14 protein-coding genes, 1 tRNA gene and 1 pseudogene are annotated in these 16,317 nt (G+C 63.0%); 5 read left to right on the forward strand and 11 right to left on the reverse strand.

The window, feature by feature from the left end; all coding sequences use genetic code 11:
- Position 1: 1 nt before the first annotated feature.
- Positions 2 to 1,252 (forward strand): threonine ammonia-lyase, encoded by a 1,251-nt coding sequence (gene ilvA, locus ACM6UT_RS20325; RefSeq protein WP_416799166.1) that lies wholly within the window; start codon positions 2 to 4, stop codon positions 1,250 to 1,252.
- On the opposite strand, the gene ACM6UT_RS20330 is transcribed toward ilvA, so the two are convergent.
- Positions 1,245 to 2,282 (reverse strand): glycerophosphodiester phosphodiesterase family protein, encoded by a 1,038-nt coding sequence (locus ACM6UT_RS20330; protein ID WP_416799167.1) that lies wholly within the window; start codon positions 2,280 to 2,282, stop codon positions 1,245 to 1,247. The genes ilvA and ACM6UT_RS20330 overlap by 8 nt on opposite strands.
- Positions 2,283 to 2,384: 102 nt before the next feature.
- Here ACM6UT_RS20330 and ACM6UT_RS20335 point away from each other — a divergent pair, with 102 nt between their 5' ends.
- Together ACM6UT_RS20335 and ACM6UT_RS20340 are read left to right on the forward strand one after the other, a co-directional pair.
- The gene (locus tag ACM6UT_RS20335; protein WP_416799168.1) at positions 2,385 to 2,708 is read left to right on the forward strand and encodes an HlyU family transcriptional regulator; all 324 of its coding nucleotides are present in this window, start codon (positions 2,385 to 2,387) and stop codon (positions 2,706 to 2,708) included.
- A 260-nt stretch (positions 2,709 to 2,968) separates the two neighbouring features.
- A pseudogene (locus ACM6UT_RS20340) lies at positions 2,969 to 4,234 on the forward strand (GGDEF domain-containing protein).
- 27 nt (positions 4,235 to 4,261) lie between these two features.
- Here the strand turns inward: ACM6UT_RS20340 and ACM6UT_RS20345 are convergent.
- The 3 genes from ACM6UT_RS20345 to ACM6UT_RS20355 all read right to left on the reverse strand — a co-directional run bounded on the left by ACM6UT_RS20345 (position 4,262) and on the right by ACM6UT_RS20355 (position 7,371).
- The gene (locus tag ACM6UT_RS20345; RefSeq protein WP_416799169.1) at positions 4,262 to 6,247 is read right to left on the reverse strand and encodes a bifunctional 2',3'-cyclic-nucleotide 2'-phosphodiesterase/3'-nucleotidase; all 1,986 of its coding nucleotides are present in this window, start codon (positions 6,245 to 6,247) and stop codon (positions 4,262 to 4,264) included.
- A gap of 231 nt (positions 6,248 to 6,478) precedes the next feature.
- Complete coding sequence (locus tag ACM6UT_RS20350) at positions 6,479 to 6,817, reverse strand: PilZ domain-containing protein (protein WP_416799170.1); 339 nt, start codon at positions 6,815 to 6,817, stop codon at positions 6,479 to 6,481.
- Between the two features lie 92 nt (positions 6,818 to 6,909).
- Positions 6,910 to 7,371, reverse strand: a complete 462-nt coding sequence (locus ACM6UT_RS20355) for an Lrp/AsnC family transcriptional regulator (protein ID WP_416799171.1) — start codon at positions 7,369 to 7,371, stop codon at positions 6,910 to 6,912.
- Between the two features lie 152 nt (positions 7,372 to 7,523).
- On the opposite strand from ACM6UT_RS20355, the gene ald reads away from it, so the two are divergent.
- Positions 7,524 to 8,642 carry an alanine dehydrogenase gene (ald, locus tag ACM6UT_RS20360; protein ID WP_416799172.1) on the forward strand — a complete coding sequence of 373 codons (1,119 nt, stop codon included), beginning with the start codon at positions 7,524 to 7,526 and terminating at the stop codon, positions 8,640 to 8,642.
- A 106-nt stretch (positions 8,643 to 8,748) separates the two neighbouring features.
- Here the strand turns inward: ald and ACM6UT_RS20365 are convergent, their stop codons facing one another.
- Positions 8,749 to 9,219 carry a DUF1203 domain-containing protein gene (locus ACM6UT_RS20365; protein ID WP_416799173.1) on the reverse strand — a complete coding sequence of 157 codons (471 nt, stop codon included), beginning with the start codon at positions 9,217 to 9,219 and terminating at the stop codon, positions 8,749 to 8,751.
- 166 nt (positions 9,220 to 9,385) lie between these two features.
- Here ACM6UT_RS20365 and ACM6UT_RS20370 point away from each other — a divergent pair, with 166 nt between their 5' ends.
- The gene (locus ACM6UT_RS20370) at positions 9,386 to 10,216 is read left to right on the forward strand and encodes a DUF4344 domain-containing metallopeptidase (RefSeq protein WP_416799174.1); all 831 of its coding nucleotides are present in this window, start codon (positions 9,386 to 9,388) and stop codon (positions 10,214 to 10,216) included.
- Between the two features lie 16 nt (positions 10,217 to 10,232).
- Here the strand turns inward: ACM6UT_RS20370 and sseA are convergent, their stop codons facing one another.
- The 6 genes from sseA to ACM6UT_RS20400 all read right to left on the reverse strand — a co-directional run bounded on the left by sseA (position 10,233) and on the right by ACM6UT_RS20400 (position 16,165).
- Positions 10,233 to 11,666 (reverse strand): 3-mercaptopyruvate sulfurtransferase, encoded by a 1,434-nt coding sequence (gene sseA / locus ACM6UT_RS20375; RefSeq protein WP_416799175.1) that lies wholly within the window; start codon positions 11,664 to 11,666, stop codon positions 10,233 to 10,235.
- A gap of 18 nt (positions 11,667 to 11,684) precedes the next feature.
- A complete protein-coding gene (locus ACM6UT_RS20380; protein WP_416799176.1) occupies positions 11,685 to 12,422 on the reverse strand; it encodes an alanyl-tRNA editing protein in 738 nt (245 codons plus the stop codon).
- 9 nt (positions 12,423 to 12,431) lie between these two features.
- Positions 12,432 to 13,469 (reverse strand): cysteine synthase A, encoded by a 1,038-nt coding sequence (locus ACM6UT_RS20385; RefSeq protein WP_416799177.1) that lies wholly within the window; start codon positions 13,467 to 13,469, stop codon positions 12,432 to 12,434.
- Positions 13,470 to 13,608: 139 nt separating this feature from the next.
- Entirely contained in the window at positions 13,609 to 15,057 is a 1,449-nt protein-coding gene (locus ACM6UT_RS20390) for a cryptochrome/photolyase family protein (protein ID WP_416799178.1), read from the reverse strand.
- 627 nt (positions 15,058 to 15,684) lie between these two features.
- Positions 15,685 to 15,758, reverse strand: a tRNA-Cys gene (locus ACM6UT_RS20395).
- A gap of 128 nt (positions 15,759 to 15,886) precedes the next feature.
- Complete coding sequence (locus ACM6UT_RS20400; protein ID WP_148154869.1) at positions 15,887 to 16,165, reverse strand: PGPGW domain-containing protein; 279 nt, start codon at positions 16,163 to 16,165, stop codon at positions 15,887 to 15,889.
- Between the last annotated feature and the right edge of the window lie 152 nt (positions 16,166 to 16,317).

The following is a 16,317-nucleotide window of genomic DNA, read 5'->3' on the forward strand; positions in this document are numbered from 1 at the left end:
CGTGACGCGCAATGACGTGCGGGCGGCCGCAGAAGCCATGCGGGAGATATTCCCGGCAACTCCCCTGCAGTTCAACGAGCACCTGAGCGCGAGGCTCGGGGCGAAGGTCTACCTGAAGCGGGAAGACCTGACGCCGGTCCGCTCCTACAAGATTCGCGGCGCCTTCAATTTCTTCCGGAAGGTGATCGCCGCAGGCGGCGGCAAGACTACCTTCGTCTGTGCGTCCGCCGGCAATCACGCCCAGGGGTTTGCATTCGTCTGCCGTCATTTCGGCGTGCCGGGTGTGGTCTTCATGCCGGTGACGACGCCGCAGCAGAAGATCGACAAGACCCGCATCTTCGGCGGCGAATTCATCACCATCCGCCTCTTCGGCGATATCTTCGACCAGTGCTATGCGGCTGCTCGCGAACACGTGGAGACGATCGGCGGCCAAATGGTGCCGCCATTCGACGACGCCGACATCATCGAGGGACAGGCAACGGTCGCTGCCGAGATCGAGGAGCAACTGCCGGAAGGCGAGAGGCTAGATCTTGTCGCCATTCCCGTCGGCGGTGGTGGTTTGTCTTCCGGAGTTATCGGCTATCTTTCCGACACCCTGTCGCCGGAGGCCTTTCTGCTTGCCGAGCCGGCCGGAGCACCGAGCCTCAGAAGGAGCCTCGAAGCGGGCGAGGTGGTGACGCTCGCCAAGGTCGACAATTTCGTCGACGGCGCGGCGGTCGCCCGGATCGGCGATCTCAATTTCGCGGCCTTGAAGCACTTTGCTCCCGAGCAGGTGCAGGTGGTGCCGGAAAATGCCATCTGCGTCACGATCACCGACATGCTGAACATCGAAGGCGTGGTGCTGGAGCCGGCAGGTGCGCTGTCGATCGCCGCCCTGGAACTGCTCCCGCGCGAGGCGATCGAGGGCAAGACCGTGGTGGCGATCGTCACCGGCGGCAATTTCGACTTCGAACGTCTGCCGGACGTCAAGGAACGGGCGATGCGCTATGCGGGATTGAAGAAGTACTTCATCCTGCGGCTGCCGCAGCGCCCCGGCGCACTGCGCGATTTCCTGAACCTGCTCGGCCCCGACGACGACATCGCCCGCTTCGAATACCTGAAGAAGTCGGCGCGCAACTTCGGCTCCATCCTGATCGGCATCGAGACGAAGGACCGGCGGAATTTCCACGAGCTTGTCGGCCGCTTCGAAGGGGCGGGGCTCGGTTTCGAGGACATCACCGAGAACGAGATTCTCGCCAATCTCATCATTTGACCGCAAAAGAGGGCAGGGTGCCGAATCGGCATTCGCCGCGGCTGGCAGCACAGAAGCCGCTCTCCTCGGCATAGGTGCGGGCCTTCTCGATCCGGTTGGTCCAGATGAAACCCGGAAAGCCGGCGGGCACCATGCCCCAGGTCGCGACGTCGTCGATACCGGCGCTGCCGGTGTCGCCTTTCTCGTAGGCTCCAAGCAGGATGACGTCGGAGCCGGCCGCGCGGACGCGGTTGTAGAACTTTTCCGGCCAGCCCCACAGCAGGAAAGCGTAATTGACCGGCACGGGCACGAGCGTGTCACGGCAGGCTTCCGGCATGTAACCGCTCCAGCCGAGTGCCAGATAGCCGAGCAGGCATTCCTTCGCACTCCGCGCGCTGTAGCCCTTGAGATCCGGCACCGCCGCAATGGCGGCCTCGGTCGGCTCGCCACCGCCGTAGACGGCAAACACCGCCATGCGATAGGCGGCATTTGAATTCAGCAGCCTTGCCAGTGTCTCGCCCTCCTCGGTGCGGCGGCTCTTGAAATTGACGAGAAAGCGCCCCTCCGGCAGCGCGTCGAGAACCTCGGTCAGCGTCGGCATCATGCCGATCCCACGGCCACGGAAGGGGAAGGTCTTGCCGCCATCCGCGGTATAGCCGTAGCCGATGTCCAGTTGCTTCAGTCGCGCCATAGGCGTTTCCTCGGTAATGCCGCTCGCCTCTGTCCGGCAGTCGAGCGTCCAGTCGTGGAAGACGGCGAAGGCGCCGTCGGGCGTCAGGTGCACGTCGAGCTCGACCACGGCCGCGCCGGCATCGAAGGCGGCACGCATCGACGGTATCGTGTTTTCGAGGAATGCATGTTCGGGCGGACGGATGCGACTTGCCGTGCAGGTTTCGGCGGTCAGCCCTTCACGGTTGAAAAGCTGGTGTTGTCCGCGATGAGCGAGCAGGCGCGGCGCTTCTCCTTCTGGAAAGCGCGAAAACAGGCTGGTGTTCACAGCCCAGAGGAGGGCGATCAGCAAAGTCGAGGCGATCAAGGCGCGGCGAATCATGGCGTCTCCGGGAGCGGTTTGGTGACGAGCCTCGCTCCAATTCCGGCATTTCGGTGGTCAGGGGGCCTTCTTCGTGCCGCGCGGATATGCTAACCAGACTGCATGGCATCATTCTTCTCGAACATCTTTTCGGCCTTCTCCGGCGCATCCAAGGACAAGGCTGCCCCGACGGTCGGCTCCGAACCTCAGGCCCATGACGGCTGCACGATCCATGCCGCTCCGATCCGTGAAGGAAGCCAGTATCGTCTGGCCGGACGCATCGAAAAGGTGGTCGACGGGGAAACGCTGGAGCGCACCTTCATCCGGGCGGACGTCTTCACCTCCGTCGACGATGCTCTCGAATGCACCTTCCGCAAGGCGCGCCAGATCATCGATCAGAACGGAACCGCTCTCTTCGCAGATGGCGTCAAGTCGCGTCCGGTCTGACGTCGGCACTCGATCGCCCGGCCTGTTCCTGCCCGGCCTGTTCCTGCCCGGCCTGTTCCGGCATTGATTGCGGCGAACGCTTTGGCGCAAAACAGCTGAGGGATTCGGACGGTTTTCGCATTCCGCGGCTTGCACCGGGACGATCTTCAAATTCAGAACTACGCTAGGGTATAGCGACTCGCGGCGCATTCGCCGGAGCGCTGCTGCATGGCAACCGCGCGGCTCGGCTGAAGGCGTAGGGGCAAGGGGGCAAAACGGGGATGAACCAGAGCACGAATCTTGCGCTCTTCGTGGTCGAGGCGGTGTTGTACTTCACCCTTCTGACCACTCTCCTTCACTTTCGCCACCGCATCGGACTCGGCGTCTTCCTGACCGCGCTCGGCGTCATGCATTTTGTCGAGACCTATCTGGCCGCCGTCTTCTACGTCGATCTGCCGATCGGTATCGTCTCGCCGGGCTCGTCGATCTTTTTCGCAGGCAAGCTGGTGATGATCCTGATGCTCTACATCAAGGAGGACGCCGCAACCGTTCGCCAGCCGATCTACGGCCTGTTCATAGGTAATGCCGTAACGCTGGTCATCGCCCAGTTCCTGCTGCTCCACCATACGGTTTCGCTGACGCCCGGACAGACGGCGGACGTGGAATTCCTGCGCGAGATGGGGCTGCTGATGCTCTGGGGGACCGCTCTTCTCTACATCGACTCGCTTGCGATCATCCTGCTCTACGAGCGGATCGGTCGCCTGTTCCCCGGTCCGGCGCTCACGCGCATCGCGGCCAGCAGCGTGCTGGTGCTCACCTTCGACCAGCTCGGTTTCTATGGTCTGCTCGCCTACCTCTATGACGCGCCGGCGGCCGTGTTCTGAGGCGGCTGGAAAGCCAAGATGGCGGCGGCACTTCTCTATTCGGCGATGTTCGCGCTTTATCAAATGTTCTTCCGTGATCCGGGAATGGTGCTGGCGCGCCGCCCGATCCGGGACGTCTTCACCGATCTGACCTTTCGCGAACGCTACGAGGACCTGCTGGCGCGGACAGGACGCGACGTGCTCACCGGGGCCTTCGATCGCGGGCGCATGGAGATCGAGGCGCCACGCCTGACGCGGGAATCTCTCGAGCGCCGCAAGGCGCTGAGCGTCGCGATCGTCGACGTCGATCACTTCAAGGCGGTGAACGACCGTTTCGGCCATCTCTACGGAGACAGCGTGCTCCGCGCGGTGGCCGACGAACTGCATCGCGGCACCCGCACCGGCGACCTGCTGTTCCGCTACGGGGGCGAGGAATTCGTCGTCGTCTTGCCGGAGGCCAATCATGCCGACGCGATGCTGATCTCGGAGCGGATGCGGCAGGAGATCGTCGCGGGTGTCCGTGACCATGGCGGCGAGCCCGTCACCGTCAGCATCGGTGTTGCGACGGCACCGGAAGACGGTGCGAATTTCACAAGCCTCCTCGCGGCGGCCGACCATCGCCTCTATCGGGCGAAAAATGCCGGCCGCAACCGCACGGAGGGACGGCCGGACAGATTGATCTGAGGCCGCCTCCGACTTCGTGCCCGGGCTTCAGAGGATGAGGCGGAACTTGGCAAAGCCCTCCGCTCCGTCGCCAGCCTCCTCGATCTTCGCGCCCTTGATGTCCTTCGCATATTGCCGGCCCTTCGGCCCCGTCTCGAAGATCGCTGTCGCTCCCCGGTTCGGGGCGAAGGACCAGTTGCCGTCAGCGGACGGATTGATCTGGCCTTGGTCGACGATGTAGCGGACGATGACGTCGCGGTTTGTGTCCGGAGCGACGAAGATCACCTTGTCGGCTGCGATTTCCGGGAACTTGCCACCGCCGCCGGCACGATAGTTGTTGGTCGCCACCACGAACTTGCGGCCGGGATCGATCGGTTGTCCGCCGAAGTGCAGGTTGACGATGCGGTTGGCCTCCGGATTGATGACCTTGCCGTCACCGTCGTATTTCGGCGGCTGGGCGAGGTCGATCTGGTAGGTGACGCCGTCGATCACGTCGAAATTGTAGGACGGGAAGTGCGGGTTCAGGAGCGGCGCGTCCTTTGCGTCGGGCGCCACCTGATTGAACATGCCGGCCGACATTTCGAGCCAGTTCTTGACCTGCTCGCCTGTCACCAGCACCGCTTGTACAGTGTTCGGATAGAGATAGAGGTCGGCAACGTTCTTGATCGCGATGTCGCCGGCGGCGACATCGGTATAATAGTCGGGACCGCCGCGTCCGCCAGCCTTGAAGGGCGCCGCTGCCGAAAGGATCGGATAGTCCTTGTATTCGGAGTCCTTCAGCATTTCGCGGATGTACCAGGTCTGCGCATTCGAGACGATCTGCACCGACGGGTCGTCGGCGACGAGCGCGAAATAGGAATAGAGCGGCGCCGAGGTCTTGCCGACCGGTGTGCGGACGTACTGCAGCGTGGCGTCGTGTTCGGAACTGACGGAGGCGACGACCTCTGGTTTGTCGGACACGTCCGCGACGATCTTCCGGTTGTCGTCGCGATGATAGATCGGCCGCGCCTCGCAGGTGAAGTCGACGATCTTCCAGCTCGCACCGTCTTTCTCCAGGAGGAGGTCGATGAGCCCCAGGTGCGAGCCCCAGAAGCCTCCCATCACCGCCGGCTTGCCGAGCAGCGTACCCTTCACCGGGTCGGCGCCGGGCACGTCGTCCCAGGTCTTCGGACCGGGGAAGACCAGATGCTGGTGGCCGGTGAAGACCGCGTCGATACCGGCGACGCCGGCGAGGTAGAGCGAGGCGTTCTCCATGCGCTCGCTCTGGCCGTGCCCGTCGATACCGGAGTGGGACAGCGCGACGATCAGGTCGGCGCCGTCCTCCTTCATCACCGGCACCCAGGCCCGCGCCGTCTCGACGATGTCGCGCGTCTGTGCCCGGCCTTCGAGGTTCTTGGCGTCCCACACCATGATCTGCGGCGGCACAAAGCCGATGAAGCCGATACGGATCGGATTCTCGTTGCCGGCGCCGTCACGAATCTTGCGCTCGAGAATGGTGTAGGGCTTGAAATAGAGCTCGTCCTTCTTGGGATCATCCGCAAGCATGCCCTTCGTAAGATTCGCGCAGACGATCGGGAAGTTTGCCCCCCCGAGGGTGTTGAACATGAAGTCGAGGCCGTAGTTGAATTCGTGGTTGCCGAGCGTGCCGCAATCGTAGCCGAGGACGTTCATCGCCTTGATGATCGGATGCAGGTCGCCGGCTTTCATGCCTTTCTCATAGGCCATGTAGTCGCCCATAGGGTTGCCCTGCAGCAGGTCTCCGTTGTCGATCAGCATCGAGTTCCCGGCTTCGGCACGGATCTGATCTATGATCGCGGCAGTACGGGCGAGTCCCATCGTGTCGTTCGGCTTGTCGGCATAGTAGTCGTAGGGGAGCACGTTGACGTGGATGTCGGTGGTCTCCATGAGCCGCAAATGCGCCTGGTTGCCGTTCGCCCTGGCTGCGAAGGGGTGGAGCGCGATGAGGGCGGTGGTCGCTGCGAAGCCTCCGAGGAGACTGCGGCGCGAAATGGGATGCAGATCAGACAGGGACATGTAGGCTGTTCCTCCGGTGGCTGTCTTCGCGACGGGCAAGACTAGAGCCGTTTGGGCACAAGTGCATCCGGAAAATGACAGGCATGTGTCGGTTGTATCCCGGGCTTGTGGGCTGCAGCCGGCATTGCTCTTCGCAGGCGCGCAAACGGCGCAGCATACGGGCGCCGTCGCGCCGAAGCCGGCGGACATATTCCTTCGCCGGCGCGATGCGCAACGTCATGGACCCGCAATTCAGCGGGTGACGACGGGCCGGATTTCCTTGTGGAAGTGCCGGAAATAAGCGGACATCTGTGCGAGCGTATTGCTCGTGTTGAGGACTTCAACGCCGAGACGGCTCGCCTTGCGCCAGCGCACCGTGGCTTCTATCAGCCCCAGGTGATCGTTGTGGATCTGTACGGTACTGCCGGTGGCGGCGTGAAGCGGTGTGGCGAGTTCGAGCGCGAGCCCCGTGCGGGAGACGTCGACCATCCGCGCCGCAGCTTCCTGCTGCAGATACTTGACCTTGCTGTCGAGCCGGCAGCGTTGCCGCGGCGTGCGGCGCGTCTCCAGGTTCAGATTGGATTTCGTCATGTTTCCCCCGAAAAGGCTGCCTAAAAGCGCAACCATAAGGGGATTTTTTTGCCGGTAATTGAATCCGGTCACTAAAATTGTCGCCAAGTGCCTCAAAGGCCGACATTCGGCCTGTCGATGATCTCGCGGAGCGCAAAGCTGGAGTTGATCTTGACCACATGCGGCAGGGCGGACAGCCAGTCGCGATGGATACGCTCGTAATCCTCGAGGTCTTTGGCCGCGACGCGGAGAATATAGTCATATTCTCCCGACATCAGATAACAGACGAGCACGTTCGGGCAACGCTTGACCGCGGCCTCGAAATCCGAAAGCGTCTTTGTGAACTGGCCCGAAAGCGAGATGTGCACGATTGCGATCATCTTATATTCGAGTACTTTGTTCGAAAGCCGCGCGTGATAGCCACTGATCACACCCGATCGCTCGAGGATGTCGTGGCGCCGCGAACAGGCCGAAGCGCTGAGGCCGACCTTCTCGGCGAGCTCGGCGTTTGTCATGCGACCGTTCTGCTGAAGCGCTTTCAAAATCGCAAGATCAATCGCATCCAGTTCCTGCATTCGAATATCCTTCGATGAATTCGTCATTGGGCGCAATAATAGGCCAATTAATGATGCTCAAAAACGAAATTTGCAAGGACATTTGGTGCCTTCGGTGCTTCAAATTTGGGGTCAAGACACCCGAGGCGAAAACGCCCAAGAGAGGAACAAAAATGCTGGTAGGCTGCCCCAAGGAAATCAAGAATCACGAGTACCGCGTCGGGCTGACCCCCGGCGCCGTGCGCGAATACGTGGCGCACGGTCACAAGGTGATGGTCGAGACCGGCGCCGGCGGCGGCATCGGCGCCGATGACAATGCCTATATTGCGGCCGGCGCCGAGATCGTCGGTTCGGCCAAGGACATCTTCGCTCGTGCCGACATGGTCGTGAAGGTCAAGGAACCGCAGCCGTCGGAATGGGCGCAGCTGCGTGAAGGCCAGATCCTCTACACCTACCTCCACCTCGCTCCCGATCCGGAGCAGACGAAGGGTCTGCTCGAATCAGGCGTTACCGCCGTCGCCTACGAAACGGTGACCGACGACCGCGGCGGCCTGCCGCTGCTCGCTCCGATGTCGGAAGTCGCCGGTCGCCTGGCGATCCAGGCCGGTGCGACGGCGCTGCAGAAGGCCCATGGCGGCCGCGGCGTATTGCTCGGAGGCGTTCCCGGCGTGCTTTCGGGCAAGGTCACCATCATCGGTGGTGGCGTCGTCGGTCTGCATTCTGCGCGGATGGCGGCCGGCCTCGGTGCCGAAGTTACCATCATCGATCGTTCCCTGCCGCGCCTGCGCCAGCTCGACGACATCTTCACCGGTCGCGTGCGCACGCTCTATTCGACGATCGACAGCCTCGAACAGGCCGTCTTCGCCGCCGACCTGGTGATCGGCGCCGTGCTGATCCCGGGTGCTGCCGCGCCGAAGCTCGTCACCCGTGAAATGCTTTCGGGCATGAAGAAGGGGGCGGTCATCGTCGACGTTGCGATTGACCAAGGCGGCTGCTTTGAGACCTCGCATGCGACGACTCATTCGCATCCAACCTACGAAGTCGACGGCGTCGTCCATTACTGCGTTGCCAACATGCCCGGCGCGGTACCGGTCACCTCGACCGAGGCGCTGAACAACGCCACCCTCATGCACGGCTTGGCGCTCGCCGACCGCGGCCTGCGGGCTCTCGCCGAAGACCGGCACTTGCGCAATGGCCTCAACGTGCACCGCGGGCGCATCACCAACCGCCCGGTCGCCGAAGCGCTCGGCTACGAGATGCATGCGCCGGAGATGGTCCTTAACGTTGCGTAACGTAAAGCTGCGCCTCCGCGACAGGCATTCCGTTACGTAAGGACGGCAGTATATTCTTGCAGGCTTCGCGACCGGCCAGTTTCTGGCCGGTCGTTCGCATTTCCACTCATGCTCGATCGATACGGCATTGATAGCAGTTGTTGGTGGCCGAACGCACATGCACGTAGGCGATGTCGTTTCGTTCGAGAAGCTCAGTGGCATACTGCCTGATCTCTTCGCGCGGAACGACGGCGCCGGAACCGTAGACGATCCGGTCCTCCTTGCCGTAGCCGCGCAGGATATAGCTCGGATGGCGGAGGATCGGCGGCAGCGCATCTTCGCCTTCATAACGTTCGCAGGCCTCCGCATGCAGGAAGATCGGGCCGGTCTCCGCATAGGGCTGGAGTTCGGGGAAGGGGCGGTGCGCGAGAATGAGGTAAGGCTCGCCGGCGCCGACCAGACGCAGACAGTGACGGCAGGGAACGCCGTCGCCGTCGGAGATACGTCGTTCCGGGGCAAGGCCATAGGCGTCGGGCTCTCCCTCGCGATAGCCGGCTGCGGTGTCAGACGATAAGGCGGAAAATCGGATCATGGACATGGTGTCTCCTTTCGATGGCACCATTTTCCGACCCGGTCGTTCGCAGGCCACCCGTTTCCTGCCGGGTTGCGAAAAGTTCGGCCCAAATTTGGTTGTTTGCGCAGATTGTCGCCGCGTGCCCGGATGCACTATGCAATGTGATCGGGCTGTAGAATTCGGGGGGATTATGCTCAGGAAACTAATGCATGCGGCGCTTGCCTGCGTCGCGTTCGCCATGCCTCATGCCGCACGGTCGGAAGAGGTGCTCGATCTCGGCAAGCTCAACGACGAACAGATGACTGAAGCCGTCAATTTCGTCACCGGCAATGCAATCTTCGTTCTTTTCCACGAGGCAGGCCACATGCTGGTTTCCGAGCTCGGCCTGCCGGTGCTCGGCCGCGAGGAAGATGCGGTGGACGCGCTGTCGTCCATCCTGCTTCTCGAGGCCCATGACGAGACGCTCGACCAGGCGATCACGGACTCGGCCGACGGCTGGTTCCTTGCGAGCGACAAGAGTGCCGAAAACGGTGACGAGTTCGCCTTCTGGGACAGTCACGGGCTCGACGAACAGCGTGCCTACCAGATGGTCTGCATGATGGTGGGCAACGACGCCGAAGGCTTCAAGCAGTTTGCGGACTCGATCGATTATCCGCAGGAGCGGCGTGAGGAATGCGCCGTCGAATACGCGCAGACGGCACAGAGCTGGATGAGCCTGCTTGCACCGCACAATCGGACCGACGGAAAGAAGGCCGACATGAAGGTGACCTACGAAAAGGCCGCCGACGAGGAGCTCGCTGCTTACGCCTCGATGATCCAGTCGGCGGGACTGCTGGAGGTCGTGCGGGACGTGTTCGCCGAGAGTTATAACCTGAAGGACGGAATCCGCGTCACGGCCAAGGCCTGCGGCCAGCCGAACGCCGTCTGGCATCCGGGTGAACGCGAGCTCACCTACTGCTACGAACTCGCGCAGATGCACATGACGCTGATTGCCGACTACCTGCTGAACAAGGCGAAATGACGGACGCCGCGCGGCCTCACGGGGAGGCCGCATCCCGGCGGATCATCTGAAGCAGTTCCTCCTCGGTGAGCGGCTCGACGAGCGCGTCGAAGGTCTCTACCGGCGAGAAGCCGAAGCGTTGATAGAGCTGCAGGGCGCGCGGATGATCGAGCGTGTTGGTCGTGACCGTCACCTTTTTCGGATTGCTCTGCCAGGCGAGATAGAGTGCCTGCAGCAGGAACCATTTGCCGAGGCCCATGCCGAGCACGTGCTCCATCAGTCCGAAATAGGAAAGCTCAACGACGTCCTCGTTCTTCTGTGCCAGTTCGAAGAAGCCGGCAGGCGCACCGTTGACGTAGAGAACGTTGATGCTGACCTTCGGGTCGTGGACGATCGCACGCAGTTCGGTGTCGTTCATGCGCAGCCGGGCATGCCAATGCCAGCGTCCGCCGACCTGGCGCTGCAGGAAGCGGTAGAAGGGCAGCGGAATTTCGACCGCCCGCATGATCGCCGTCTGGATATTGACCGGCACGGGTAGGCTTGCCTTCGGCGGCGTCGTCATCTCAAGCCGTGTGACGTGCGCGCGAAGCGGGCCGTGTGCCCTCGGTGCGACAGGTCCGGCGGGTCCGGTGGTGACCGGGGTTTCGGCTCGGCCGCCCCATTCCGACCAGGAGCCGTCATAGAGCGTGTTGTCGCGATGGCCGAGCGATTCGAGCGCGAGCGTGATCACCGCTGCCGTCACGCCGGAGCCGCAGCTTGTCACCACGGGTTTCATGAGGTCGATCCCTGCATCGGTGAAGATCGAGCGCAGCTTGGCGAGGTCCTTGAGGTGTCCACCCTCGGAGAGCGAAAGGGCCGGCACACTGCGGGCACCGGGCATGTGCCCCGAACGGATGCCCTCGCGCGGCTCCGGTTCGTCGCCGGTGAAGCGGCCGGCCGGCCTTGCATCCGCGATCTGACGCGAGCCACTGCCGGCGATCTCCTGCATCTCGTCGAAAGAGGTCAGCCGTTCACGCTGGAAATTGGTGATGAAGTTGGCCGGTGCCGGTTCGGGCAGGTCCGTTTCGAGCGGTCGGCCTTCCGCCCTCCAGCCATCGAGGCCGCCGTCGAGCACGTAGACGTTGCGGGCACCCATGACGCGGAACATCCACCAGACGCGCGGCGCGGAGAAAATGCCGGGGCCGTCATAGACGACGATGGTGTCTGTCGCCGAAATGCCGAGCTTTCCGACCTCCTCGGCAAAGAGTTCCGGCGAGGGAAGCGAATGCGGCAGCCCGGTCGTTTGATCGGCGATCACGTCCTGGTCGAAGAAGACCGCACCGGGGATGTGCCCGGCGGCGTATTCGGCGGCACCGTTACGGCCGTGCGCGGGCAGGTACCAGGACGCATCGACGATCTTGAATTCGGGGGCGCCGAGCTGTTTTTCCACCCAATCGGCGGACACGACGAAACGGCTTTTCTCCGCAGGCATGGTTTTCTCCCGTTGCCGTCAGGCAAGGGCATCCGGCGTTCCGAAACGAATGCGGAACCGGCGGTTCTCCTTGCCCTTCTTTTCAATCTTGGCGATGTGAATCGCCCCGACCTCCTGGGTCTCGGAAACATGTGTGCCGCCGCAGGGCTGGCTGTCAACGGCGGAGTCTTCGCCGATGCAGACGAGGCTCACCCGGCCCATTCCGACCGGCGGGCGCACGTTCTTCGACTTGACGATGCCGGGATTGGCGGCAAGCTCCTCGTCGGTGATCCACTGCACATAGACCGGATGGTTCCCGGAGACGAGCCGCATCAATTCGCTCGTGACCGTGTCGCGGTCGATCGTCTCCGTCATGTCGAAGTCGACGCGCGACTCGTCCTCGCCGACGGCGGCGCCCGTAATCGGGAAAGGGCAGACGACCGAGAGCAGGTGGCAGGCGGTGTGCATGCGCATCAGCTTGTACCGGCGCGGCCAGTCGACATGCATGACGAGCGTTTCTCCGACCGCCGGAAGATCCTGCCCCTCCGCCGGCATGTGAAGGATGATGTCCTTCGTCGCGCCGTGCCGGGTCACGTCGAGCGTGATCCTCGAACCGTCGGTACGCTCCAGGAAACCCGTGTCCCCCGGCTGGCCGCCCGAGGTCGCGTAAAAGCAGGTCCGGTCGGTTTCGATGCTGCCGTCCTCGTTGACCGCCGTCACCACCGCTTCGCAGGTGGAGAGATAGAAATCGTCGCGGTAGAGGGCGGTCGTTGGCATGGTGTCTCCCTATGCGGCCTCGAAAGGCAGATCGAATTCGGTTGTCGTCTCGAGCCAGCCGGGGACCGGCAGGGCCTTCGACGCAAGGAAGGCGGGGTTGAAGAGCTTGGACTGGTAGCGGTTGCCGTAGTCGCAGAGCATGGTCACGATGGTATGACCCGGACCGAGCTCGCGGGCAAGGCGAATCGCGCCGGCGATGTTGATGCCGGACGAGCCGCCGAGGCAGAGCCCTTCCTGCTCGACAAGGTTGAAGATGATCGGCAGTGCTTCCGAATCGGGGATCTGATAGGCGAAATCGGGCGTAAAGCCTTCGAGGTTGGCGGTGATACGACCCTGGCCGATGCCCTCGGTGATCGAGGAGCCGGAGGACTTCAGTTCGCCATTCCGATAAAATTCGTAGAGAGCGGCGCCCTCGGGATCGGCGATGCCGATCTTGACGTCGTGCTTCAATTCCCGCAGCCCGGCCGCCGTGCCGGCCAGCGTGCCGCCCGAGCCGACGGCGCAGATGAAGCCGTCCACCTTGCCTTCGGTTTGCGCGAAGATTTCGCGCGCGGTGGTCGCGATATGGGCATCGCGATTGACCGTGTTGTCGAACTGGTTTGCCCAGATCGCGCCGTTCGGTTCCGTTCTCGCCAGCTGTTCGGCGAGTCGGCCGGAGAGCCGCACATAATTGTTCGGGTTCTTGTAGGGAACGGCCGGAACCTCGACGAGCTCGGCACCGAGAAGACGCAGCGCATCCTTCTTTTCCTGGCTCTGGGTTTCGGGGATGACGATCACCGTCCGGTAACCGAGCGCCTTGGCGACCAGCGTGAGCCCGATGCCGGTATTGCCGGCGGTACCTTCGACGATGACGCCGCCGGGCGCCAGCAGGCCCTTCTTCTCGGCATCGCGGATGATGTAGAGCGCGGCGCGATCCTTGACAGACTGGCCGGGGTTCAGGAACTCCGCCTTGCCGAGAATGGTGCAGCCGGTCGCCTCCGAGGCGTTCGTCAGCCGAATGAGCGGCGTATTGCCGATCGCCTCGAGGACGGAGGGATGAAATGCCATGGGATGAGCCTTCTCTCTGTCGGAAGATTAAGGAGCGACTTTTCAAATCTCAAGACCAAGAAGACAAGGAATTCGGTTCTCCTGCGGCGCGCGGGCATAGAAAAACCGTGCTTTGCCGACCGCGGACGGCAAGAACTGCCTATCCGGCGCCCGAGCCACCGAGCCCGCGAAACGCCGCGAGCGCCCGTTCGCGCGCCATCTTGTGGTCGATGATCGGTCGCGGATAGGTGTTGCCGAGGACGATGCCGGCCTCGGAAAGGATTGCGGCGGGCGCTTCGAACGGGCGATGGATATAGCGGGCACCGAGGCGCGCGAGCTCGGGCACGAAGCGGCGGACATAGACGCCCTCGGGATCGAATTTCTCGCCCTGGCCGACCGGGTTGAAGATACGAAAGAAGGGAGCGGCATCCGCGCCGGAACCGGCGACCCATTGCCAGCTCGCGGCATTCGACGCCGGATCGGCGTCCACGAGGGTGTCGCGGAACCAGCGCTCGCCCTCGCGCCAGTCGACCAGCAGGTCCTTGATCAGAAACGAGGCCACGATCATGCGCACGCGATTGTGCATCCAGCCGGTCTGCCAGAGTTGCCGCATGCCGGCATCGACGATCGGGTAGCCGGTCTCGCCGCGCTGCCACCGTCGCAACCCTTCCGGATCGCTGCGCCACGGAAAGCCGCTGAACTTTCCCGAAAAGTTGCGCCGTGCGAGCTCGGGGAAGTGAAAGAGCAGGTGATAGCTGAACTCCCGCCAGACGAGCTCCTTGCGGAAGGTCGTAAGGTCCTGTGCCGGCACACGGTCGGCAAGTCCGCGGGTCGCGTGCCATATCTGCGCCGGGGAGATTTCACCGAGAGCGAGGTGTGGCGAGAGCATGGAGACATGCGGTTCGGCGGGAAAGTCGCGACCGACGGCATAGCCTTGAAGTCCGGCCTTGATGAAATCCTGGAGCCGCCTTTGGGCGCCGGCTTCTCCCGGCGTCCAGACCTTGCGGAACTCCGCGGCCCAATCCGGCTTCGTCGGCAGGAGGCGCCAGTCGTCGAGCGTTTCGGTATTCGGCCACACGTCCGGTGCGGGCAGGGCGGTCGGCGCGCCGAGAGGTTCCTCGGGCTCCCCGGAACTTTCGAAGGCGCGCCAGAAGGGCGTATAGACACGGTAGAAGCCGCCAGTGCCCGTCTTCATCCGCGCCGGCTCGTGCAGCAGCTGTCCCGGGAAGCTGTGGGCGGTGACCCCGTCGGCACGAAGCGCCGCCTTGAGGGCCGAATCGGATTCGATTCCACCGGGATCGTAACGCCGGTTCCAGAGCACCTCGGTCGCGCCGGTTTCAGCGATCAGCGTCGAGAGAACGGCACGGGGAGGGCCGCTGCGGAGCAGAAGCCTGCTTCCCAGTCTCTCCAGCGAGCGAGTGAGGGCGGCAAGTGAATGGTGCAGCCACCAGGATTGCGCGCGGCCGAGCGGCCCATTGTCCGGCTCGCGGATATAGAGGGGAAGCACCGGCCGTCCGGTCGCCACAGCATGAGCCAGTGCACGGTTGTCGCCGAGCCTGAGGTCCTTGCGGAACCAGAGAATGACCGGGGTGCCGCCTGCATCGTGCATCTGCCGTTTCGCCCTTCGTTGCCTTAGGAATCTTATACGGGAGGCAAGGCGAACGGGCTACGGCATGATGTATCTGCTCAGGCAAAGCCGAAGAAGGACAGGATTGCGATCACCACGACGACGAGGCCGACAAGATAGATGAGCTGGTTCATCGTTTTCTCCTTCGCAGGTTCCGGAGAAGAATGGTCGCGGACAGGGATTGTTCCGAAGCGCCTCCTTCGCGGGCCGGCGAGAAACGAAAAATGCGGCGGGTTCGTACCCGCCGCAAGTTATTCCGTCTCCGAGTAGAGACCGGGCTGGGAGCAACCTCGCAGGACTGCACAAGATGGATGGCGCGGCCCGGCGATCGCGACAAACGCGTCTCCGGCTTCTTTGTTCCATCTAGACGGAAGTTTTTTTCAGGAACGAGACCAGAAACGGCAAACCCCGCTTCCCGGGGGAGGAAGCGGGGAACGATGCCGTTTTTTGCCGCCGCGCCTCAGGGGGGTGCGCACGCCGGCACCGCCAAACGCATTGGCCACGGGAATGTTCCGCAAGAGAAGCAGATCGGGCACGAACGACATGCAAGAGAGGAGGGACCGAATTAGTCCGTACGAGCCCGGGCGAAATAGCGATATCGGAGAGCGGTGGAGGCCTCGCCCGGAATCGAACCGGGGTGCAAGGATTTGCAGTCCTCTGCGTAACCACTCCGCCACGAGGCCGTCCGATGCTTTAAAAGCGAGTGGTGACGGGCGTTTAGAACGGATCAAAGACGAGCGCAAGGGGGAACCACTGCGCGGGCATGTTTTTTTGTCGGGTATCTCGTTGCGCGGGAGAAAGCGGGTCGAGCTCAACGCCCGGCGCGGTTGACCTGCGGATAGCGCTTGCGCCACCAGATCGCGGCCTTGCGCCTGCGCCGGCGAACGGCGGGCAGTTCCTGGGAGAGGATCAGCAGGCCCAGCGGAATCATCCAGAAGCCGAGGACCGGGAGGAAGCCGAGGATGCCGCCGGCGACGAGGCCGGAACCCACGGCGACGCGCCCGTTGCGCGAGCGGGGAAAGGGCAGCTCCCAACGCCCGAGGATCAGGCGTCCTTTCTCCCTGTCGATGCGATATTTCTTCTCGGCCATTTGCTACCTATATCATCGAAAGGCGCCAAAACCTTGTCCTGCCTGGGGGAAAAGATGGGGACTGAGGAGATTTGAACAAGGGGACGGCATTTTTTTGAAAAAACCGCTTGGCAAATCGAGCAAGCGTTTGTATTAGCCCCCTCACGCCGCGG

This window comes from Ciceribacter azotifigens (genome assembly GCF_048159625.1).
In the GTDB taxonomy this organism is placed as follows: domain Bacteria; phylum Pseudomonadota; class Alphaproteobacteria; order Rhizobiales; family Rhizobiaceae; genus Allorhizobium; species Allorhizobium azotifigens.